Below are 22,255 nucleotides of genomic sequence, written 5' to 3'. Positions count from 1 at the left end.
ATTAGCACTGATTCAGCTAATTTCCTTAGATACATCACAGAACTTATACATTAGTTATATTATTTTATTCAGAAAATTTTACTAGTACAAGACAGGGGAAGTTTGCCCCTTGTTAAGTCCCAAGTCTAGTTAATTGAGATGTTAGGTGGATTTTTTTTGCCAAGCTGTAGGCTTTCAAGATAAGGCAATGTCTATCGCTGTTTTGTCTAAGCGCTCATCCTGTCTGTCTTTGCTTCGATTACTGAATTATTTATTTTTTGGTATTTCCTAAAGCCAGATGCCGCAAGTAATTCTGCTGGAATATCATCACAGGAAAAGCAAACCTATTAGAAATTGGAAGAAATGCGTTTTAAATTTTTGGGGTTGCGTCGCACCTTGGTTTTACTAGGTAGTACCTATCTTGTACTTTTGTCTACTCCTGCCTTTGCTGCGGAACAAGTAGTGTTGAACTATGGTATTTTCCGTGAATCACTTTCAGTAGGCGAACTATCCACCTTTGTCCAAACAGGTGAACTTTCACGTTCATTACGAGTTGATTTTGCGTTAGCCAGACAAGATCCTAAAGTCATTCGTCAGTATTTAACGGAGCCTGTGAAAGTAAACCTGGTATTTTTAGATAGAGTTCTCAATAGCCAGATTGATAATATTATTTTGGATCAAATTAGTCAAGTTATTTATACACCGTCTCACAGAGCAGATCGGCAGGCTTTGCGATCTGCTTTGGTACTTTCTGCAAGTCAAGATGGACAGGTGTCGCTAATTGAAATTATTCAAAATAATCCCACCAATGAAGTGGAAGTTGATGGCAAACGCTTGGAGGATGCATACCGTCAACTTCGTCGCTTGCAAACAAGCCTACAAGATTTAATCAATTTTTAGTAAGCTAAAGTTTCTAAAGTTTCCCTTAAATACTTTTGTACTTGCTGTTCCAAGCGAATTCCGTGTAATTGAGCATCACGTTCTACTTGCCAGCGTTGAAAACCGGAACTAGTGGAGATCGCACATTTGAGGCTATACCAAATTTCAGTATCAGCAGAAAATTGGCGATCGCTAGAAGCTGGAATTTGAGCCATAGTTCCTCATTCCTTTATTTTTATTTGCAAGGTAATTTGGCATTGGGTATGGGGCATTGAGCATCGGTAATTGGGAATTGGGAATTGAGTATAGTTATTCTCCTTCTCTCTCTGCCCCCTGCTCCCTCCCTCTCCTACTTTCCCTACTGCTTATTTTTAGCCTTTTAAAGTAAATAATATTACTTTCAGGGCTGTGATGAATCTGTATTAATCCTAAACAAGGATTGCAATAATCGGGGCACGATTTGATTAACCCGCACCCCTAAAATTGTGAAATCTTGCTTAATCTTTTCTAAAGATAATGGTTCTATGCCAGCGAATTCTGTCTCATTAATCACTAAAACTCGCATTACACTCACAGGTATTTGTAAAAATAGATTGCTTCCTAAAAAGGCTAATCCCGCAAGCACTAGTGCAAGGCTGCGCCATTGTGGAAGGAATTTGGCTGAATCTGCTACTAATGGGGCAAATTGGTAAAGATGCCACAGCACCAAAATCGACAAGACTGCTGCCACTAATGCCAGGATACGATTTAACTTTGTATTAATTAAACAGAGAATTTTTCGCTGCCGCTCAGTCAGATTTTCTGGTTTTAGGGCTATTCCTAGAAGAGCAAATATATAAAAAGGGCGACGTAACTGCATCCATAGCAGGGGGAGAATACCAATTGCAGCAACTAAAGATAGCTCCATCCAGACTGGCAAAAACGGTTTGCCTACAGACAAAAACAATAAACAGAGGACTAAAAAAACAGGCAACGTCGCTAATCCAGCGACGTGAATCCACAAAATAGGTTCAGAGCGAAATGAATGCATAATAAAAAGTTATGAGTTAAGAGTTAGGAGTTAGAAATTAGCAGTCTTTAACTCCTAACTCCTAATTTATTACTCCTAACTTCTAACCATTTTACCCTTAACACTATCTCGTTAAGGTGAGAGTGCGGCGCTTCGTAACCATCTGATAGGATTCGATGATGTCACCTTCAACCCAATCATTGAATTTATCCATACCGACACCGCATTCATAACCGGCGTTGACTTCACGGGCATCTTCTTTCATCCGTTTTAGGGAATCAAGGACACCTTCATAAATCACCTTACCGCCGCGTCGTACCCTAACTTTGCAGTTACGAACTAGCTTGCCAGATTGAACGTAGCAACCGGCGACAGCACCGCGACCGACTGGGAAGACGGCACGGACTTCGGTTTGACCCAAGGGTTCTTCCACCAACTCTGGTTCCAAAAGACCTTCCAAAGCATCTTGGATATCTTCTAGAAGTTTGTAAATGACGTTATATTCCCGGACATCTACACCCGCTTCATCGGCGGCTTGTCTAGCGCCACTGGCAAAGGTGGTGTTGAAGCCAATGATTACAGCATTACTGGCAGCTGCTAAGTCGATGTCTGTCTCGGTGATTTCCCCAGCAGTAGCCAAGAGCATCCGAATTTGGACTTCGTTTTGAGGAATTTGCTTGAGCGCTCCCACAATGGCTTCTACGGAACCTTGTACGTCTCCTTTCAAGATCAAGTTGAGTTCTTTCAACTCGCCTTCTTGTGCTTGAGCCGATAAGGTTGTGAGGGTAACACGTCCTTGTAACAGGCGGGATAGGCGTTGTCTGTCGGCGCGATCGCTAGCGAGGGATCTGGCTTCTTTTTCGTTCTGGAAAACCTCGAACTCGTCGCCTGCTGCTGGCACATCACTTAAACCCAACACCTCGACAGCAAAGGAAGGAGAAGCAATATCTACTCTCTTACTTCTGTCATCTACCATCGCCCGGACTTTACCGAAAGCCGAGCCAGCTACTAAGATATCTCCCACATGCAGGGTGCCATTCTGAATTAGCAGGGTAGCAACTGCTCCCTTGGCTTTATCCAGATGTGCTTCAATGACAGTTCCTTTGGCGGCCCGATCTGGGTTGGCAGATAGTTCTCCAACTTCTGCTACCAAGAGAATCATCTCTAAGAGTGTATCTAGATTTTCACCTCTGATGGCGCTCACAGGAACCATGATTGTCTCACCACCCCAGTCTTCTGCGGTCAGACCATACTGGGTCAGTTCTTGTTTCACCCGCTCTGGCTGTGCCCCTTCTTTATCAATCTTGTTGATTGCAACAACAATTGGCACCCCCGCAGCTTGGGCGTGACTAATGGCTTCAATGGTTTGGGGACGGACACCATCATCAGCAGCTACTACTAACACAGCAATGTCTGTTACCCGCGCTCCTCGTGCCCGCATCGCCGTAAAAGCTTCGTGACCAGGAGTATCTAGGAAGACTATCTGCTGTGGTTTGCCCTCATGTACTATATCTACATGGTATGCACCAATGTGCTGAGTGATACCGCCAGCTTCGCCAGCAGCCACTTTGGTTTTGCGGATTGAGTCGAGCAGGGTTGTTTTACCGTGGTCTACGTGACCCATAATTGTCACGACAGGCGGACGGCGATGAAGATATTCTTGGTCTTCTGCGCCGACCATTTCCGTAATTTTCCGAGCTTCTGCTTCTCGCTCGACGGTTTCGACTTCTATTTCTAATTCTTTTCCTACTAGGGTAATTGTGGGAATATCCAGATTTTGGGTGATACTCACGGCCATCCCTTTGAGGAACAAGATTTTCACAATCTCTGTATCAGGAACAGCTAAAACGTCAGACAGTTCTTGCACAGTCAGGGGGCCTGTGATCGTCACTTTTTCGGGACGATCACGCTTTGTATCGACTTCTTGCTGGCGACGGTTATTGTGATGGTCACGGCTAGAACCAGATTTAGAACCAGGTTTTCTACTTCCTCTAGCAGTTGGGGCACTAGCAAGTGTTGCGCCTGGCATCTGTACAGGTCGAGTCGCTTTTGGTTTGGGAGGACGGGCGATGGAAAGGCTGACTTGGACGGTAGCTGGTGAGTCGATGTCGTCATCATCCAGCAAATCTTCTTCAAATTCATCGTCCAGTATCGGCTTGATCCGCTTGCCTTTTACGCCAGCTTTTGCCTTCTCTTTAACTTCGTCAATTATTTCCTCTTCTACCCACTTTTTGCCGCCTTTGGTTGGGCGAGGTGGACTTGGGCGTTTCAAGTCGAGCAGATCGGGTGTGACTGGCTCATCACCCAATCCTTGAGATTTGCCCGCTATTCCTGACATTTGTCTGGGTGGAGTAGCGATCGGCATTGCGGCTGCTACAGATTCACCAGGACGCGCTGGTCTGGGTCTTTGCCCCTCTCCTAGTTGTGATGGTGCAGATGGTCGATTGCCTCTCTGCTCTGGTCTGGTGGGTGCAGGGGTAGGCCTGGCCTGTCTTTGTGGCGCAGATTGTGGAGACTGGTCAGTTGGCAGTTTAGCAATTCTGGGTTTAATTTGTTCGCGATCGCCTTCAACTGGTCGTAGCCGTTGGTCGCGTTTGAGAATCGGTTTATCTGCTTGAGATACCGGCTCATCTAACACTTGGGCTATTTCTGCTTGGGCTACTTCTGCCGCCGGTCTTGCCGGAGGGGCAACTAATTGCGGTTTTTGAGGTTTTTCCGATTTCGGTCTTGGTGGAACTACTTTGTCCGGTTTTTGGGATGCTACTTTTTCCGGTGTCTGACTTGGATTAGGTGTTTGTTCCAAATCGGTGACAGAAGGTTGCTCTTGAGTCTCAGATTGAGTCCGAGGCACAGGTCGAGTTGGTGCCGTCGGCTTCATGGGTGAGGCTGGTGTAGCAAAAGGCCGTGGAGGTGAGGGAGAATTAGCTTCAGACAAGGCAGCTTGGGTATTGTTGGCAACTGACGCCTCTGGGGCGTTGGAGGTAGTATTTCTCAATATTTTGGGTTTGCGTATTTCCAAAATTTGCTGTTTGTGGGGTGCAGCAGGTCGGTTACGTCCGCCGTTTGGTGGTGAATTTGGCTTATGGCTGGTTGTACCTAGTTCCTTTTTGGCTGAAACATTCGTAGCTGCGAGCTTTTCTGCTGCCGTGCGGATGTTTTCTGCCTCGGATTCTGAAATCGTGCTGCTATGACTTTTGACCGCGATACTGAGCTGGTCGCAAATTGCTAGTAGCTCTTTGTTATCCAAATTCAATTCCTTTGATAATTCATAGATTCTAACTTTGCCGTTGGTCATCCACTCTTCCCCTTTAATTTACAGTTTTAGCGGATGGTTGCCTGGTTTGCGACATCTCCATCCTTGGATTACTGTTTTTAGACCGCCGTTTAGTTTTTGCCGGTGCCTCCAATCAGGAAAGAGAGATGTTTCGGTTTAATAATGGCATCCCCACCAGGAATGATGGTTGAGGGACACCCATAAAAATTTTTTAAATAAAAGATTTTTATAGGAATCCTTGATGCCGAACTGCGCCTGAGCGCTACCAGGTTGCCATTTTGTAGTTTCTTGTTTTGTTGATTCTGAATCTTCCACAACACAATTGATTACATCTTGTTCTGGGAGTGTTGCCTCGCCCCCCTTAAATTATTGGAGAGTCGAATGCCTTTTACACCCATTTACTATTTTGGCACTAACCTTAATGATCAACAGAGGGTGTGATGAAAGCACGACTTCGGCTTTGGCACAATTCCTCTGGTGATGATGTCACAAAGTTATTCCGATTAAATTTGGTTTTGGGTATTGCTGCTGGCTAGACGTTGCGACAAGCTTTGGTACAGTGTTTCTGGCACTGATGCATGTAGCGATCGCCCTAGTCGATTTTTTTTTTGAGCCGCTTGTAAGCAACTCGTTTGCGGACAAATATAGGCAGAACGCCCCATGCCCCGATCTAATTGTACCTTTCCCGATGGAAAGACGCGGACAATCCGCCAAAACTCATCTTTTGAGCCTACTTTCCGGCAACTAATACAGCGCCGATAATTTGGTTTCATCAGTTTTCTGCGATCTCAGTCCAGCATTCTGGGTGTAAAAATAAGTTTTTTATTACTATTTTTTACTTATACCAAGATGTCTTTCAGGAAATAATCTTTAAGACTCGGACTACAACCAACATTATCAAAACTTTACAAGGTTAATCAATTATTCGTCATCGTTATTGTCAAAACTATCCTCCTCTTCTAATTCGTCCTGATTTTCATCTTCTAATTCTTCGTCGAATTCAAGCTCATCTTCCTCTGTCTGATATTTTGCTCTGACGGCGGTAAATTTCTCATCCTCTCCGGCATAGTCGTATTTAGCTTTGTCTTTGATATCTATTTTCCAACCAGTCAGGCGGGCTGCCAAACGGACGTTTTGTCCTTCTTTCCCAATAGCTAAACTTAGTTGATCTTCAGCCACAAGTACGTGAGTTTGCCGAGATTCAGGGTCCATGAGGCGTACTTCATCTACCCGTGCTGGACTTAAAGCATTAGCGATGTACGTTGCTGGGTCTGGCGACCAGCGAATTACATCTATTTTTTCACCGCGTAATTCATTGACTACCACTTGAATTCGCGATCCCCTGGCTCCGATACAAGCACCAACTGGGTCTACATCGCGATCGAGCGTATCTACTGCTATTTTAGTCCGGGGACCAACATAACGGGAGGGGGGGTTTGCCTCCCTTGCTACGGCAACAATCCGTACCACTTCATCTTCGATTTCTGGGACTTCGTTGGCAAACAGATAAACCACTAAACCCGCATCAGCACGAGATACCAGCAACTGTGGACCTCGTTGCTGACCTTGGGAGACTTTTTTGAGATATACCTTGAAGGTGGCATTTGCCCGATAATTATCGTTAGGCAACTGTTCCCGCTTCGGTAATTCGGCTTCTACTTCTGGCTGACCAAAGCCACTGCTAACTGCCAAAACCACAGATTGCCGCTCAAACCGTAGGACTCTTGCTTGCAAAACAGTTCCTTCTAAATCTTGGAACTCTTCTTGCACCATTTGGCGCTGTTGATCCCGTAATTTTTGCGCCAATACTTGCTTAGTTTGCATTGCCGCCATCCGACCAAATTCTCCTTGGTCGGGAGTCACATCTAGTACAACAGAGTCTCCTAACTGCGCTTCGGGAGCTACTTGTTGAACTTCGTCTAGAGAAATCTGATGGTCTGTGTTATTTACTTCTTCAACGATGGTTTTGGTGGAAAGAACGCGAAATCCCTCTTCGTCAATATCGAGTTCTACTTCAAAATTTTCAAAATAATCTTCGTCAAACTGTTTTCGCTCTAAATTTTGGGCGCGACGATAACGTTCGTAGCCTTTGAGTAGTGCTTCTCTAATAGCTGATTGAACTGCAAGACGGGGTAAATTCCGCTCACGACTTATACTTTCAATTAATTCTTTTAATCCAGGTAAAGTAACCATTGACATAAGCAATCTCCTTTAAAAATCAGGGACTGGGGACTGGGGACTGGAGAATGGGGAATGGGGACTGGGGACTGAAAACTACGCATTAGAGCCAGGGATCAGAGAATAGTTTTTCACTAATCCCTAACCTCTAGCTCTTAGTCCATAACCTCTAGCCTTTAGCTCCTAACCTCTAGCCTCTAGCCAAGCTCCTCTAGTCTGTAACTCCTAAGCCCTAGCCCTTTGTTTATCGGCGCTCGTCTAGCTGCACCTTAGTAATTAGGGAGCGGGGAATTTCGACTACACGACCTTTTTGGTTTAAGTAAAGTGTTGTCTCATCCCGGCGAATCAACTGACCAATCCACTCTTGTTGTCCGTCGTAGGGAAGCGTTGTGGAAATAATGACAGGAAATCCTTTAAAGGAAATAAACTCCCTGTCTGTTACCAGTTGCCGCGAAATACCAGGACTAGACACTTCCAAGACGTATGTATCTGGAACGATTTCCGCAGCATCTAAGGAGGCTTCTAAAGCACGGCTCATCCTCTCACAATCATTCAATCCGGTGTCTTGCTGAGGATTGCGAATGTCTACCCGCAACACTGGTGGACTTTGGTGAGTGTGAAAGACCACGCCAACCACTTCCAATCCCAGTTCTTCTGCTACTGGTGTCGCCAAATCAATAATTTGTGGAACTAAAGGATGAGCCATGAGAGAATTCAATAAAAAAAGTGGGCACTGACCCACTTCCTGCGATAGGTATATCTTCCAAGAAGTCTTGTGACGAATCAATGATGGTTCGCCCTCATTCGAGTTTAGCGCATTTAATGGAGAGTCGAGTATAGGCATTGGGTATAGGGCATTGGGAATTGGGTATAGGGCATTGGGGTAAGACTTACTGTAATTTCTCCTCTGCTCCTCTGCCCCCTGCTCCCCTGCCTCCCAGCTTCTCTACCCTTCGCGTATTTTTGGGGAAGTGGTGCTTTTATCAACGACTGTTGGAACTGATGCTTGTGTGCGTAGCTGCCTGGTTTGCTCGATAATTTGGTCTATGTCTTCTTGGGATAAACGCTGGACGTAGTTGATTTTGATTTCCTCTAAGAAGTCAAAAAGTAAACTCTGAATTTCGGAAAGTACGTGTTTTTCCTTCATTTCAGATCCCAAAGCTTCGCTAAACTTTTCTACAAGTTGACTGGTGAGTTTTGCGCCAACAGGGTCTTCAACAGCGCTAACTAAAGTTTTGTAAAGATTAGTTGTGATTTGCGTTGCCAGTTGTTCGCTTAACTGAGTTTGAGCTTTTCCCACACCAGGAAGATTCTGGAGGTTGCGGTAGACGGGGACTTGATGGAAGACGGTTTCGATGTTGTGGCGCAAAATGGCGACGATCGCAGGTTGAATATCAGGTAAGACTTGGTAAACAATTGTTTTTACCAAAAGACCTGCGATCGCTTCGACTTCATTGACATTATTAATATCTATGTAGGGACGTAAATTTTCTTGTTGTGAGAGCCAATGCGTTAACTCACCCCGTTGAATTGAACCCTGAACCTGGTTAATTACCCTTACTACTACTACTTCTGTGAGTTCTTCAGCAAAATTGGCGACAATCCCCTGATGAATTTGCTTTCGCACTGGATGGAGATTCAATAAATGCGCTTGATCGAGGCGGACTAATACAGGTAAGATTCGCAACCAACGCCAAAATGGTAGGACTAAAAATACGTCGTACCAACGCCACAATATTGCTTCAAACCAGCTTAAACCAAGATGTCGGCGTTTGATTAAGAAGGTACGCCCCAGTAATTCTACGCCAAATAAAATCACGAAGGGTAAGTCAATAATCCAAAAATTATCCACAAATTCGCCACTTTCACCGATTTGGCGGTAGTAGTTAGTGGCAATCAAAGGGCGAATGCTCTCGTTAAAAAAATTAATTTCTTTAATCCAGCCATTTTGCAAGAGGTAAGGCTGACTCCAAAAAATGGCAAAGGACTGTTTTGCAGATTCGTTACCGATGTGCGATCGCATCCGCTTTTTGATTTTTTCCAAAGTCCCACTTTTATTAACTCCAGCAAAGGGGTTACTGTCAATCATCTCGTTGCTAAGACGCTTTACTTGCTCTAGTCTGCTTTTTACCTCAGAAGACTCTAATCCTGTTTGGCTGACTTGTTCTTCTAATGCGTCTACTGTTTCTAGATAACTTTTTGTGTCTCGGTGGGGTTCAATACCTTTTATTGGGTCATAAATCTGAATAACTTGCGGAAACTTCCGCAAGTAAAAATCTCGCCAAGGTACGTAACTTAAATTAAACAAAACTAAACCTAAATTTACAGTGGCAGTAATTGCCATAAATCTTTCAAACCAAAGATTTTTCTGCTTAGAAGACTTTATATCTTTCTTTTTTTGTTGCATATTATACATTTTTTGGATATTTAGAATATCAGCTCTTCCATTTATTAATTTTCGTTTCTTTCCAACCAAATACAGCAATTTGCAGTTGAGTAGACCTCAGTATAAATGTATGTATATGTATTTATGTCAACTTAAGGTTAAAAAATGCTTAGAGACAAAGGGCTTAAGTTGACACCGATCCACATAAATGCATCAATATCGCAATTGAGTGTTCAAAGCGTGTATTCGCTTCAAATAATAACCTCTGCATCTCTGCCAATACAAGATATGTCTTTTGATGGATGACATGAATTATTTTTTATACACCTTGTTAACTTCGGCAAAAATTATTCAAAAATTATTCAAAAATCATTAAAAAATCGCGAAAAAAGTTATTAAACAAACTTAAAATGCAGCTGTTAACATTTATAATCCTGCTGATTTAATCCAAAGGAGTTTTAAATATGTGGTGTGGTTTTGGAAAATCAAGCGCGACTTTTGCTGTTACTTGCCTGATAAGCGCTAGTGTGGTAATAGCAGACACAGGTTTCGCAGCACCTCAACGTAGCTATACGCCCCAGCAATTCCGTTCTGTGTTGCGAGGTCTAGGCTATAACGTCAAGGTAACAAATGGTCCTTTGACAGATGAGGAAACCAAAAAGGCAATTCGTGAATTTCAGACAGGTTATAAGCTAAAACCAGTTGATGGGATAGCAGGGCCAAAAACCCAAGATTTTGCTGCTAACATTGTTCAAATTCTGCACACAAATTTGAATGCAGTAGTCAAGCCTAATCCTCCCCTACCGCGCGATCATTTTTACGGTTCCCGCACGGAAGAAGTAGTGAAGGAGTATCAAAAGAAACATCAGTTGCAAGAAACTGGAATTGCTAATTTAGCACTCCGCCAAAAGCTGAATGAAGAAGCAAAGACAGTCTTGAGTCAGCCAACAGCTAAACCAACAACGAAACCAACGGCTAAACCAACAGCTACGCCAACAGCTAAACCAACAGCTAAACCAACAGCTAAACCAACAGCTAAACCAACAGCTACACCAACAGCTACACCAACAGCTACACCGACAGCTACGCCAACAGCTACGCCAACAGCTACGCCAACAGCTACGCCAACGGCTACACCGACAGCTACGCCAACATCTACACCCTAGTCTCCACAAAAACCCCTACCCAAAGACCCTCAAGTCATCTGATTTGGTTCTTCTAAGGGTCTACCCTTGGGTATAGGTAGAATTGGACGACCGTCATTGTAAGGCATAGGAATGTACTGCACGCTGGGTCGCCCTCCTTGCGCCTGTGGGTACAAGTCCATAAGATCATAAATAGAATGGGGCAGTCCGACAGTTACGGGCAGCCCCATTTCTGTTGCTTCTTCAATAATTATGGGATAATCGTGGGTGACGCGCCCGGTTGTTAAGGCTTCGATAATCGATTCGATATTTTCTGGCAAAACTTTTTGTTTGGGTATACTGTCTTTAAGCAAAGTTCTTACAAACCTCTGTACCTGCCCAATTGCTTTGCGTGAGAGGTCGGCCATAATTAAAGTTTGATCGTCAATCTCACTGATGGGTTTATCTTCAATCACTTGTAGAATACTTGCTGCGGGGTAATTGCCCAATTGGGGATCAACTGGCCCCAAGACAGCGTTAGCATCCATAATAATTTCATCAGAGGCCAGGGCAAGCATTGTACCGCCACTCATGGCATAGTGCGGGACAAAGACTGTGACTTTTGCCTGGTGGCGAATTAATGCTCTGGCGATTTGTTCTGTTGCCAAAACCAAACCGCCAGGAGTGTGCAAAATTAAGTCAATTGGCACATCTGGGGGTGTGAGGCGAATAGCTCGTAAGATTTGTTCTGAGTCTTCGATAGTAATGTAGCGAGATATGGGAATTCCCAGAAAGCTAATAGACTCTTGGCGGTGAATTAACAAAATTACCCGACTTTTGCGTTCTTGTTGAAATTCTTGTAAAGCACGCAAGCGGCGATATTCTATTTGACGTTTTTGCCAAAGGGGTTGTAAGGAAGTTAGAAGCAGGAAAATCCAAAATAAATCACCAATACCAAAGCCCATAAAATTATTTATTGTTCAATAATCACGGTTGCCGTGATTATTGTCACAAATTTGGGGCGATCGCATTTCTATCGTAGGGCTAGAAGATGTGGAGGCGGATAAGGTAGATTTTGCTCTCCGTTCCCTTACTTCTTCATCTCCCCCGTCGCCAAATCTTGATAGTATCGTCATCACTACCGCTCACTAGGGTTTGACCATCAGGACTGAAGGTGACACATCGAACATAGCTGGAATGTCCTGTAAGTGTGCTGATTTCTCTACCACTTTGTAAATGCCACAGTTTGATAGTGTTGTCCCAACTGCCACTAGCGAGAAATTGCCTATCTTGGCTAAAGGCAACTGACCAAACTGAATCAGAATGACCAATGAGAGTGCGAATTTCTCTGCCTGTGTTTACATGCCACAATTTAATTGTGTTGTCACCACTGCCACTAGCAATCATTTCTGCATCGTGGCTGAAGGCGATACAGTTTATGAAAAAGGAATGACCTGTAAATGTGTAGATGTTTCTGCCTGTGTATACTTGCCACAGTTTGATTGTGTAGTCATTACTGCCACTAGCGACAAGCTGTCTATCCTGGCTATTTGTCGTTGTAGCTGTTCTCGGAGAATAAGCAATTGATGAAACTGAGTCGGAATGACCTGTGAGAGTTTGAATTTCTATACCAGTGTTTACTTGCCATAGTTTAATAGTGCAGTCAGCACTGCCACTAACAAGAAACTTGCCATCTGGACTAAAGGCAACAGAATTCACCCAGTTAGTGTGACCAGTGAGAGTGCGAATTTCTTTTCCTGTGTTTACATCCCACAATTTGATTGTATTATCCCAACTACCGCTAGCCAAGATTCCCCAATTCAAATCTGCGATTCCGGCAGATTTATCTGACTCTCCTTGATAAGAAAGCTTTGCTGAGATTGGGCTAAAGGCAACGGAATTAACCATACTAGAATGACCAGAAGACCAACGACCCATTTGACGCACTAGCTTGCCAGTACTCAGTTGCCAAAGTTTAATAGTATGGTCATTACTGCCACTAGCAATCAATTGCCCATCTGGACTAATAGCGATCGCATGAACCATACTAGAATGACCTCTGAGGGTCTGTACACATTGCCAGTTTTGCTGGTCTAATGCAACAGGTGGAGGTAATTTTACTCTGGGCGTTATCACTAAGGTGGATGTTGCTGGTGCTATCTTTTTCTCGTTTTCAGGGCCCAATAAATCCAACCACTCCTGCACAGATTGGGGACGATAGGTTGACTCCAAATCCATGCCGCACATAATAGCTTGATTTACCCTATTGCTGATGTTGGGATTAAAATATTGTGGTGGTTCTAAATTAATATTGTGCCGTCTATCATCTGCACTTGTCGGTATCACTCCGGTAAGCAAATTATACAGAGTAGCAGCTAAAGCATAGATATCAATGTATTCTCCTCGTGGCGCTTCTGATTCATACTGCTCAGGTGGGGCAAAACCAGGAGTGCGATACACCGTATGTCTTTGAATTACATTAGGAATAAATTCTCTAGCGATGCCAAAGTCTATGAGCACTGCTTCAGATTTATCAATGCGGATCATAATGTTGCGTGGTTTGAGATCCCGATGCAGCAATCCTTTAGAATGGATTAGTGTCAAAGCGTCGCCAATTTGTCTGATGTAGAGCAGCGCTTCTGCTTCTGATAGCACTCCAACCCGTTTTAAATACTGTCCTAAGTCTTCGCCTTCGATGTATTCCATCACCATGCAGGGCAAATTCCCATCATCGAAGATGGTTTCTATTTCTACTATATGGGGATGGTGACACACAGCCAGCCTAACTGCTTCATCACGGAAGTCTTGCCGTAACTTGTTTCGGTGGAGTATCCAGGCGGGGTGGTTCAGGATTTCTTCTTTAAGGGTTTTAATCACTCGCAGTTGATTCCGTTGATTTCTGGCAAGATAAGTAATGCCAATTCCGCCTTCACCTAGTTGGCTTTCGATAATGTAGCGTCCCCCGAATAAAGACTTTCCTGCATTCCACACCATTAGTAATATTTGACAATTGCTGGTATTTATTTTGGCACGGTATCAAAACAGCCAACACGAATTTTTGGGAATTCCATTTGAATCGCTGTTGTAGATTTTTGGAAGTTAGCTACTTAGAGAACATTTTCATTAACCTCGATAATTACTAATAGTATAAAGTTGTGTATACCCTAATAGCTTTAGCGAAACTTTGCCTTTAGATCAAAATATGAGAGTTGATTGCTCATGTTAGAGTAAACGATGACTTTCGCCATATTTGTTCATAATAATTTGACTTGTAGGTAATCTGTAATTATGCTAAAGAATCTGAATCTGAAACAAAAGTTTACAATTCTGCTACTGGTAATTCTGACATTCGGTTTGAGCTTGAGTGGATTTGCTCTTTCTTCTTTGCTTAGGGAGAATGCTAAACAAGATATTAGCTCTACCGGTCTCATCCTCATTCAAACAATGAGTTCTGTTCGTAAGTACACCAGTACTCAAGTGAATCCAGAGCTAGTTGATAAATTGGCTACTGAGTTTTTGCCGCAAACCGTACCTGGATACTCAGCACGGGAGGTATTTGAGATTTTACGGAAAACACCAGAATATCGTGATTTCTTTTATAAAGAAGCAACTCTCAATCCCACAAATCTGCGGGATAAGGCTGACGGTTTTGAGACGGAAATTGTAGAAAGGTTTAGAAATAAATCGGATCTTAAAGAAGTGAGTGGATTTCGCTCAATTCCTAGTGGGGATATCTTTTATATTGCTCGTCCCTTAAAAGTTTCTGAAGAAAGCTGTCTGAAGTGTCATAGCGTACCGGAGGCTGCCCCTCAAAGTATGATTACTCTTTATGGCACAGCTAATGGATTTGGGTGGAAGCTGAATGAGATTGTCGGCGCTCAAATTATATCAGTACCGGCAAAGAATGTAATCAGCAAAGCAAATCAGTCTTCTTTACTAATTATCTTAATTGTATCAACTATATTTATAGCGACTATCCTGTTAGTTAACTTGTTCTTGAATCGACAGGTTGTTGTGCCACTCAAACGCATGACTCGCATCGCGGAAGAAGTTAGTACAGGACACATGGAAGTTGAATTCGAGCAGATGTCTAATGATGAAATCGGTAATTTAGCTAAAGCCTTTAAACGGATGCAGTTAAGTTTAGAAATGGCAATGAAAAGAATCAAACGCACTCAGGGGGGTACAGGAGATTAAAATAATTAGTAATGACGCTCTCTCTTCGAGATGCTGCGCTTACCTTGCTTCTCTGTAAGAGTAAGCGCTACGCTAACGTAATTAATTTTCATAGAAATAGTTGAACTATTCTAACTTATTTCTAAATTGATATAGGACTCATATTTGATTTTTGAAAAAATTTAGTATGTCTGAGAGAGGCTTTTTGACTGTAGCAAGATTGCCTATTGCCTTGCTACGCAAATAATTATGGCTACGCCGTGCTACGCGAACAGAAATCAAATCGGATTGCCAGAGTAGTCTATAATATCTATGAAAATAAGCTTTTTTTGAATTCAAAAGCTGCTTGAAAGTTAGGAATTTGGTTGGCTATAAGTTCAACAAATTGATCAGGTAAAATGTAAGGATTCTCATCTAATATTTCTTCTATAATCATATTTGCCATTGGTCCGATGTGGTAGGCTAATTCTTGTTGACAATGTTTAATAAATCCTGGTTGGAGTGAAGGTTGTTGTTGTTCAATTTGCCCACTTTGTACATTAGCAGGTAAACTAGGTGAACTAAAAGTTGTTTCTCCAGGTTGGTTGTATGACTGCGATATTGCCGACATAGCCTGAAATTCAGGATTAAATACCGTAGCAGGCAAATCATCAAGGATGACTGGAGGAAATATTGCTAGTTCTGGTTCTCCAATTCGCTCTAAATCTTTGATAACTTCCCTGGCTGTTTGATATCGCTTGTTGGGTCTATCTGCCAACATACAATCAAGTACTTGAGCGAACTCATCACTAACGTAAGTATAATAACGCCAGTTCCATTCAAGTGAGTACTGATCCATTAGTAAAGATGGATCTCTACCTGTGAGTAGTACAATAGCTGTTACTCCCAAGGCGTAAAGGTCACTAGAAGCTGAGCATAAACCTAAGCTAATCTGTTCGCGAGGTGCATAACCCACTTTGCCTACAAGAGACATTTTGCCAACAAATGTTACTTGGTGGTTAGAACTTCTCCCCTCGTTCATGTCAGCAATTTGCTTCCCAACACCGAAATCAATCAGCACTGGCAGATCCTTGCCATCAGGTAACATGATGTTATCAGGAGAAATATCTCGATGGATGATGTTGTGCTGATGGACATATTCCAAAACAGGTAATAGATTTTTTAGCCACTGGATAACTTCGTCTTCAGAAAAGTTTCTTCCTTGACGTTGAAGTTCTCCCAACAGCCTAGAATATGTTTTGCCGTCGACATACTCTTGTACTAGGAATAACCGACCATCTCCTTCAAAGCAAGCTAAAAACTTGGGGATTTGAGGATGTTGTAATTGATGAAGGATTTTTGCTTCTCTTTTAAATAAGTTGCGATATTGTTCCAGCCCACTTTCCCCTGTGCCAATGGGTGCAAACTCTTTGAGGACACAAGCTTCATTAAACCGCCGAGTGTCAAATGCCAAGTAAGTTCGCCCCAATCCTCCCTGTCCCAGAAGTTTTTGGATAATATAGCGGTTATCAATTAGAGTTCCAGCAGCTATTTCTGGTCTTATGGTATGGGACTGTGACATCTCATCGCACTCCTAGCGATTTTATTGTTGATAAATTATCTAGTTTGCTGAAAGTCAGAAACTCTAGCAGATAAGGGCTGATAACATCCTTAAAATTGAGGTTAGCACCACTATCAACACAAGGAAATACACTTTTCTACAATCTTTTAACAGTCTTGTGTAACCAAATAGACAATTTTTACATGAGTAGCTTGATTATACTACTTATACTTACGTGTTTTAGTATCTGGGATATAATCAGTGTCTGCGGTAATATCTGCGAATGTTTAGGTTATCATCTTTTGGAGTTGTAGCTGAACCATATCTCATCCCCAGCAACTCAATTAGGATTGAGTTTTGGAACAGTAAGGATATAGCGTGACATTATGGTTTTTGAGAAAAAACTAAAGTTGCTATAGACTTCTCCAAAGAAAATATTATATGTATTTCAAGTGTTGAATATGCGATCGCTCTCAAAAATTAATCTTTATACGAACCAGTCTTGTTATTTGATAGCTACTTCGGCATCGACTATCAAAGTTTCCAGTATATGTAATTCCTCAAAACCAGAAAATTATCCTCCATAGAAAAAAAGACTCCTGAAGCTACAGTAATTCATCTAGTTCATTAGGATTCACGCCTAATTGACGCAAACGTTCTGCTAATTGTTCCACTTTTCGTTTAGTTTGGGCAGCTTCTTGTTCTGCAATGATAGCTCGTTCAGTTGCAGCAGCAGCTTCCTCTGTGGGTGCAGGAATTAATTCTCCCGCCAAGGTGAACCACCTTAACCAAAACCTTTCAATATCTTGAAATGAACCTTGCCATAAGCCTAAACTTAAATTTATCTCTGGCATTAGTATAGCGGTTATCAGTCTACTTCAGTACAGTAGGAGAGAGCAATTCTACTGATAATTGGTGGTGATGAAAGCCTACTCTCTCGACTTGCGTCAAAAAATAGTTGATGCTTATGCCTGCGGTGACATTTCCCAACGAAAACTGGCTAAAAACTTTGGTGTCACCTTAAGTTTTGTGCAAAATTTACTCAAACGCCATCGAGAATTGGGGATGATAGGCCCCAAGGTGCGGACTGAGCAGACAGCAACAAAGTTGAATGCTGAACAGTTAGAAATCCTGCGCCAACTCGTCATAGCACAGCCCGATGCGACGTTAAGCGAATTGCGGGAACGACTTTACGAGAAAACAGAGGTCTTAATTGGGGTAGCTACGGTGAATCGGATGGTTCGCTGGAAACTTCACCTCAACCTCAAAAAAAAGTCTCCACCTCACAAAAAAGGTAGTGATGAAGTCCAACTAGCCCGATTTGAGTACTGGAAACTCTTGAGGGGGATACCCGTCGAAGAGCTGATTTTCTTAGATGAATCGGGAGTTAATCTGTCCTTCATCCGCAAATGTGCCCGCGCCTTGCCTGGCCTTCAGGCCTATGCTCAAAAGCCCAACCGCAAAGGGAAAAATGTCTCGGTAATTGGTGCAATTAGCTTGAAAGGACTGCTCACCCAATGGAGTGGCTTAGGTTCTATCGATGCTTTGACTTTTGATGCCTTCATCGCCCAAAAGCTCGTACCCAAACTTTGGCCTGGTGCAGTGGTGATCATGGATAACTGCTCAATCCATAAAAGTGATGAACTTGAAGCTTTGCTCATCGCTGCTGGCGCTCATCTCATTTATCTCCCCCCCTATTCTCCCGATTTTTCACCGATTGAGAATTGTTGGTCCAAGATTAAGAACATTCTCCGTCGCATCGGTGCAAGGACATACCCTGATTTACTCCAGGCATTAGATACGGCATTCGCAGAAGTGACAATAGAGAATTTGCTGGGTTGGTTTACTCACTGCTGCTACTGTACCTCACAAGACTGATAACCGCTATAAGCGCCCTTGGGTTAAGTTCATCGGTTCATAGTGACCGCCGACTAACTGAAAAGTACGAAGTTCATTAGTGTAGCGACTAAAAACAACATAGTAGGGAATCCGCAAAATACGCTCATAAACTTCCCATTTGCTAGGATGTTTATCTGCTGCACTTTCTCTTCTTGTGCCTAAATCTTCGTCTTCCGTACCTGGAGATAATAACTCAACAAACACAAAGGGATTTGCTGGTTCTTGCCAACTTACATAACTTAACCGTAAGTCTTGCCCTTTGTATAACTTTCCTATGCCTACCACGCCAAACCAATCTGGGCGCTCATACCACAAAGGATGCTGTAAATCATAGTAGAGATTAAGGTCAGCCGCACTGTAAACTAGTTCGGGATTCCAGTTAATGGGCTGAAAAGTTAAATATAAAAGTAAGGGTTGTAAAAAGTGAAAACCGTCTGGCAAACCTGGTTCCTCTGGGTTGTCACTTGGTAAATCATACATCGTTGGTAGAGTTTCCCAAGGAGGAAGCGGCGGGTCAGATTGAAGGATGTAATGGGGAGAAGAAGTCATAGTAAAAATAGGGTTTGATATTTTTCGGCTATTACTTTTATGGCTCTACCGTACTTATTATGCTAAATTTACAGCTTCTAAGAGGAAATAGGGAATAGGGAATAGGGAACAGAAGCGAATAGATGTGTACTGAGTTTTTTCACGCAATCAAATAGGATTGCCATAGAAGTAATAATGTTATTCCACAACTAGCTGTGAAGTGCTAGCGTACCGCTCTGCTAACGCTAGATTTTGAGATTACCTCTGCTACTATTATCTCTAAATGTTCGGCTTCCTTGGGTCAAATGCCACTGGACTCTAATCGTGAAACTTGCTCAAGGTTGGTAATTAGCGAGATATCACTTATTTAAAGGTATAAAAATTTTCTTAATTGCTTAGAAATAACTATTACTTTCTAAATTACTTGGGGAATACTGAACTTTAGTACCATTAAAGGTGTATGAAAAATGGCAGATAATAAAGTCAGTGCAAAACTTTTCTCCACAGACAGGGAAGCCGTGATGCAGTTCCTGTTGGGCTAATTCTATTCCCCAAGGTAAAAGGTTTCCTTGTTCATCCCACCACCGTAACCACTTTCCAGCGCGGTTTTCACTCGTAAAAATTATGAAATTTGCTTTGACCCTTCCCAAATTTTGGAACAATTTCCCAGTACCCAGTACCCAGTACCCAGTACCCAGTACCCAGTACCCAGTACCCAGTCACCAGTCCCCAATAGTTACTCATCTTCGTCTGGTTCTAAATCGTCGGCTGTCAATTCTTGATGCGGTATGGCGGCGATAATTGCATCTATTACTTTAGAGACTGGTAATATCTCAATATTTAAGTCGGGGAATTTTGTTCCTTTTGGCACGATCGCTCTTTTAAATCCCAACTTAGCAGCTTCTTTCAACCGCAGTTCCATTTGGGAAACCGATCGCACTTGTCCACCTAGCCCAACTTCACCGATTAAGACTGTACCGGGATCGACGATGCGATCGCGGAAACTAGCTACAATTGCGATCGCTATTCCTAAATCTACCGCCGGTTCTTCCACATTCAACCCACCCGCAGAAGCAACGTAAGAATCTAACTTGGACATGGGAATTCCCACCCGTTTTTCTAAGACGGCGAGAATTTGTACTAGGCGGTTGTAGTCTACGCCAGTTCCAGCACGTCGAGGGGAAGGGTAACTGGTGGGACTTACTAAAGCTTGCAATTCTACAACGATGGGGCGAGTACCTTCGCAAGCAACCACAATGGCAGTACCGGGAGCCGGATCGTCACGGTTGCCTAAAAATAGCTCTGAGGGATTAGAGACTTCTCGCAATCCATCTGTCACCATTTCAAAGATGCCGATTTCGTGAGTTGCGCCGAAGCGGTTTTTGACTGTGCGTAATAATCGATGGGAGGCAAAGCGATCGCCTTCAAAATACAACACCGTATCTACTAAATGTTCTAAAACTTTTGGCCCGGCGATCGCTCCTTCTTTAGTCACGTGTCCCACAATCAGCATGGTAACATCTTCGTGCTTTGCCACCTTCATCAGTGCTGCTGTACATTCCCGTACCTGAGCCACTGAACCTGGTGCAGAAGTCAGCGCCGGAAAAAACACCGTTTGGATACTATCAATCACCGCCACATTTGGTTTTAGAGAATCTATTTCCCGTAAAATTTCTTCTAAATCTGTTTCTGGCAGTACATATAAATCTGCACCTATACTGTCAGGGTCTATGGGTAGTGTAGAATCTACTACTTCTATGGGTAGTGTCGGATCTACGATTACTTCAAGCTTCCCCTCATTAACCACACTTAGGGGTTTTGATACTCCCAAACGAGAAGCTCGTAATTTTACCTGCTGTCCCGATTCTTCGCCAGTTACGTAAAGGATGCGGTATTTCTGTGCTAATTGATTAGATACTTGCAACAATAAAGTCGATTTACCAATACCTGGATCGCCACCAATCAGCACCATAGATCCAGGGACAACCCCACCTCCAAGCACTCGATCTAATTCTCCATAACCAGACTCCCAGCGAGCGATTTGGCGATCGGTAATTTGATCGAATGTCAAAGAGGCACGGGCTTTAGCTGGTTTAGAGTGAGATTTGCCATTGCTTTGAGCCGATTGCCAACTACTTACCCCCCCTCGACTGGGTACATCTACTGAGGATTGAATAGAAATTTGTTCTTCTAGAGAGTTGTAAGTACCGCAAGCTGGACACTTACCAAACCACTGGGGCGATTCTGCTCCACATTCATTACAAGTGAAAAAGGTTTTTGGCTTTGCCATTCTTAAATCTTATTAAATAATCTTAATATTTACTTAATTCTTGAAAAAAACTAAAAACCAATAATAGTAGTATTTAGAGCTTTTTCCAAATCAATTGATGGAATGATATCTTAATATTATGGTATTAAAAATTAATCATGTAAATTTTTAGTTAAGGAGCCTAGAGAAACTTGGAAAGCCATAAAGAAAAAATCTTGGTGGTAGACGACGAAGCCAGCATTCGCCGGATTTTGGAAACGCGCCTTTCCATGATTGGCTACGATGTAGTGACGGCTGGCGACGGGGAAGAAGCTTTGGAAACTTTTCGCAAAACTGAGCCTGACCTGGTAGTTTTAGATGTAATGATGCCAAAGCTAGACGGCTATGGTGTATGTCAAGAATTACGAAAAGAATCAGATGTCCCCATTATTATGCTAACAGCCTTGGGTGATGTAGCCGATCGCATCACCGGGCTAGAATTGGGTGCTGATGACTATGTAGTTAAACCATTTTCCCCCAAGGAGCTAGAAGCCCGGATTCGCTCAGTGCTGCGACGGGTAGATAAAAATGGTGCTTCTGGCATTCCCAGTTCTGGGGTAATCCATGTCGCTAATATTAAAATCGATACGAATAAGCGACAAGTCTACAAAGGCGATGAGCGAATTCGATTGACGGGTATGGAGTTCAGCTTGTTAGAGTTGTTAGTCAGTCGCTCTGGAGAAGCTTTTTCTCGTTCGGAAATTTTGCAGGAAGTTTGGGGTTATACACCAGAACGTCATGTAGATACCCGCGTAGTAGATGTGCATATATCACGTTTGCGGGCAAAGTTAGAAGATGATCCTAGTAACCCAGAATTGATACTCACAGCGAGGGGTACTGGTTATCTTTTCCAGCGAATTATTGAACCAGGGGAGGAGTGAGGAGATGAGGGAGGAAGGGCAGGGGGCAGGGAGCAAGGAGCAGGGAGCAGGGAGCAGGCGGCAGGGAGCAGAGAGCAGGGGAGCAGGGGGAACA

At 43.0% G+C, this 22,255-nt stretch carries 17 protein-coding genes and 3 pseudogenes; 5 read left to right on the top strand and 15 right to left on the bottom strand.

Annotation, left to right across the window (positions count from 1 at the left end):
* Window positions 1-342: 342 nt before the first annotated feature.
* Window positions 343-879: an alpha/beta hydrolase gene (locus FBB35_RS02540; RefSeq protein ID WP_174708342.1), complete on the top strand. Its 537-nt coding sequence runs from the start codon at window positions 343-345 to the stop codon at window positions 877-879.
* Here FBB35_RS02540 and FBB35_RS02535 read toward each other — a convergent pair.
* The 7 genes from FBB35_RS02535 to FBB35_RS02505 all read right to left on the bottom strand — a co-directional run bounded on the left by FBB35_RS02535 (window position 876) and on the right by FBB35_RS02505 (window position 9,735).
* A complete protein-coding gene (locus FBB35_RS02535) occupies window positions 876-1,073 on the bottom strand; it encodes a hypothetical protein (RefSeq protein WP_174708341.1) in 198 nt (65 codons plus the stop codon). The genes FBB35_RS02540 and FBB35_RS02535 overlap by 4 nt on opposite strands.
* A 185-nt stretch (window positions 1,074-1,258) precedes the next feature.
* Window positions 1,259-1,888, bottom strand: coding sequence for a low-complexity tail membrane protein (locus FBB35_RS02530; protein ID WP_174708340.1), 630 nt, complete (start codon window positions 1,886-1,888; stop codon window positions 1,259-1,261).
* Between the two features lie 103 nt (window positions 1,889-1,991).
* Entirely contained in the window at window positions 1,992-5,162 is a 3,171-nt protein-coding gene (gene infB / locus FBB35_RS02525; protein ID WP_174708339.1) for a translation initiation factor IF-2, read from the bottom strand.
* Between the two features lie 482 nt (window positions 5,163-5,644).
* Window positions 5,645-5,914, bottom strand: a complete 270-nt coding sequence (locus tag FBB35_RS02520) for a YlxR family protein (protein ID WP_012412015.1) — start codon at window positions 5,912-5,914, stop codon at window positions 5,645-5,647.
* Between the two features lie 148 nt (window positions 5,915-6,062).
* Window positions 6,063-7,340: a transcription termination factor NusA gene (nusA, locus tag FBB35_RS02515; RefSeq protein ID WP_174708338.1), complete on the bottom strand. Its 1,278-nt coding sequence runs from the start codon at window positions 7,338-7,340 to the stop codon at window positions 6,063-6,065.
* Between the two features lie 223 nt (window positions 7,341-7,563).
* The gene (gene rimP, locus FBB35_RS02510; RefSeq protein WP_114081475.1) at window positions 7,564-8,025 is read right to left on the bottom strand and encodes a ribosome maturation factor RimP; all 462 of its coding nucleotides are present in this window, start codon (window positions 8,023-8,025) and stop codon (window positions 7,564-7,566) included.
* A gap of 240 nt (window positions 8,026-8,265) precedes the next feature.
* The gene (locus tag FBB35_RS02505; RefSeq protein ID WP_174708337.1) at window positions 8,266-9,735 is read right to left on the bottom strand and encodes a hypothetical protein; all 1,470 of its coding nucleotides are present in this window, start codon (window positions 9,733-9,735) and stop codon (window positions 8,266-8,268) included.
* Window positions 9,736-10,169: 434 nt separating this feature from the next.
* On the opposite strand from FBB35_RS02505, the gene FBB35_RS02500 reads away from it, so the two are divergent.
* The gene (locus tag FBB35_RS02500; protein ID WP_174708336.1) at window positions 10,170-10,871 is read left to right on the top strand and encodes a peptidoglycan-binding protein; all 702 of its coding nucleotides are present in this window, start codon (window positions 10,170-10,172) and stop codon (window positions 10,869-10,871) included.
* A 29-nt stretch (window positions 10,872-10,900) separates the two neighbouring features.
* Here FBB35_RS02500 and FBB35_RS02495 read toward each other — a convergent pair whose 3' ends face one another.
* Genes FBB35_RS02495 through FBB35_RS02485 form a run of 3 tightly spaced genes read right to left on the bottom strand, consistent with a single transcriptional unit; the run spans window position 10,901 to window position 13,823 of the window.
* Entirely contained in the window at window positions 10,901-11,794 is an 894-nt protein-coding gene (locus FBB35_RS02495) for a hypothetical protein (protein ID WP_174708335.1), read from the bottom strand.
* Between the two features lie 15 nt (window positions 11,795-11,809).
* Window positions 11,810-11,965: a hypothetical protein gene (locus tag FBB35_RS02490; protein ID WP_174708334.1), complete on the bottom strand. Its 156-nt coding sequence runs from the start codon at window positions 11,963-11,965 to the stop codon at window positions 11,810-11,812.
* Window positions 11,928-13,823 (bottom strand): serine/threonine-protein kinase, encoded by a 1,896-nt coding sequence (locus tag FBB35_RS02485; protein ID WP_174708333.1) that lies wholly within the window; start codon window positions 13,821-13,823, stop codon window positions 11,928-11,930. The genes FBB35_RS02490 and FBB35_RS02485 overlap by 38 nt, the downstream gene beginning before the upstream one ends.
* A 294-nt stretch (window positions 13,824-14,117) precedes the next feature.
* Between FBB35_RS02485 and FBB35_RS02480 the strand changes: the two genes are divergently transcribed.
* Complete coding sequence (locus FBB35_RS02480; protein ID WP_174708332.1) at window positions 14,118-15,026, top strand: DUF3365 domain-containing protein; 909 nt, start codon at window positions 14,118-14,120, stop codon at window positions 15,024-15,026.
* 289 nt (window positions 15,027-15,315) lie between these two features.
* Here the strand turns inward: FBB35_RS02480 and FBB35_RS02475 are convergent, their stop codons facing one another.
* Both FBB35_RS02475 and FBB35_RS02470 read right to left on the bottom strand, forming a co-directional pair.
* Window positions 15,316-16,566: a serine/threonine-protein kinase gene (locus tag FBB35_RS02475; protein ID WP_174708331.1), complete on the bottom strand. Its 1,251-nt coding sequence runs from the start codon at window positions 16,564-16,566 to the stop codon at window positions 15,316-15,318.
* A 584-nt stretch (window positions 16,567-17,150) separates the two neighbouring features.
* A pseudogene (locus tag FBB35_RS02470) lies at window positions 17,151-17,402 on the bottom strand (Uma2 family endonuclease); the annotation flags it as partial.
* A 64-nt stretch (window positions 17,403-17,466) separates the two neighbouring features.
* Here FBB35_RS02470 and FBB35_RS02465 point away from each other — a divergent pair.
* Complete coding sequence (locus tag FBB35_RS02465) at window positions 17,467-18,423, top strand: IS630 family transposase (protein ID WP_174708330.1); 957 nt, start codon at window positions 17,467-17,469, stop codon at window positions 18,421-18,423.
* Window positions 18,424-18,432: 9 nt separating this feature from the next.
* Here FBB35_RS02465 and FBB35_RS02460 read toward each other — a convergent pair.
* The 3 genes and pseudogenes from FBB35_RS02460 to radA all read right to left on the bottom strand — a co-directional run.
* Window positions 18,433-18,993, bottom strand: a pseudogene (locus FBB35_RS02460) (Uma2 family endonuclease); the annotation flags it as partial.
* A 506-nt stretch (window positions 18,994-19,499) separates the two neighbouring features.
* Window positions 19,500-19,589, bottom strand: a pseudogene (locus tag FBB35_RS34230) (Uma2 family endonuclease); the annotation flags it as partial.
* 119 nt (window positions 19,590-19,708) lie between these two features.
* Window positions 19,709-21,262 (bottom strand): DNA repair protein RadA, encoded by a 1,554-nt coding sequence (gene radA, locus FBB35_RS02455; protein WP_174708329.1) that lies wholly within the window; start codon window positions 21,260-21,262, stop codon window positions 19,709-19,711.
* 170 nt (window positions 21,263-21,432) lie between these two features.
* Here radA and rpaB point away from each other — a divergent pair, with 170 nt between their 5' ends.
* On the top strand, window positions 21,433-22,161 hold the full coding sequence (rpaB, locus tag FBB35_RS02450) for a response regulator transcription factor RpaB (protein ID WP_012412029.1): 729 nt from the start codon (window positions 21,433-21,435) through the stop codon (window positions 22,159-22,161).
* Window positions 22,162-22,255 lie beyond the last annotated feature (94 nt).

This window comes from Nostoc sp. TCL240-02 (genome assembly GCF_013343235.1).
Lineage (GTDB): Bacteria > Cyanobacteriota > Cyanobacteriia > Cyanobacteriales > Nostocaceae > Nostoc.
This window is presented reverse-complemented; position numbering and strand designations above follow the sequence as displayed.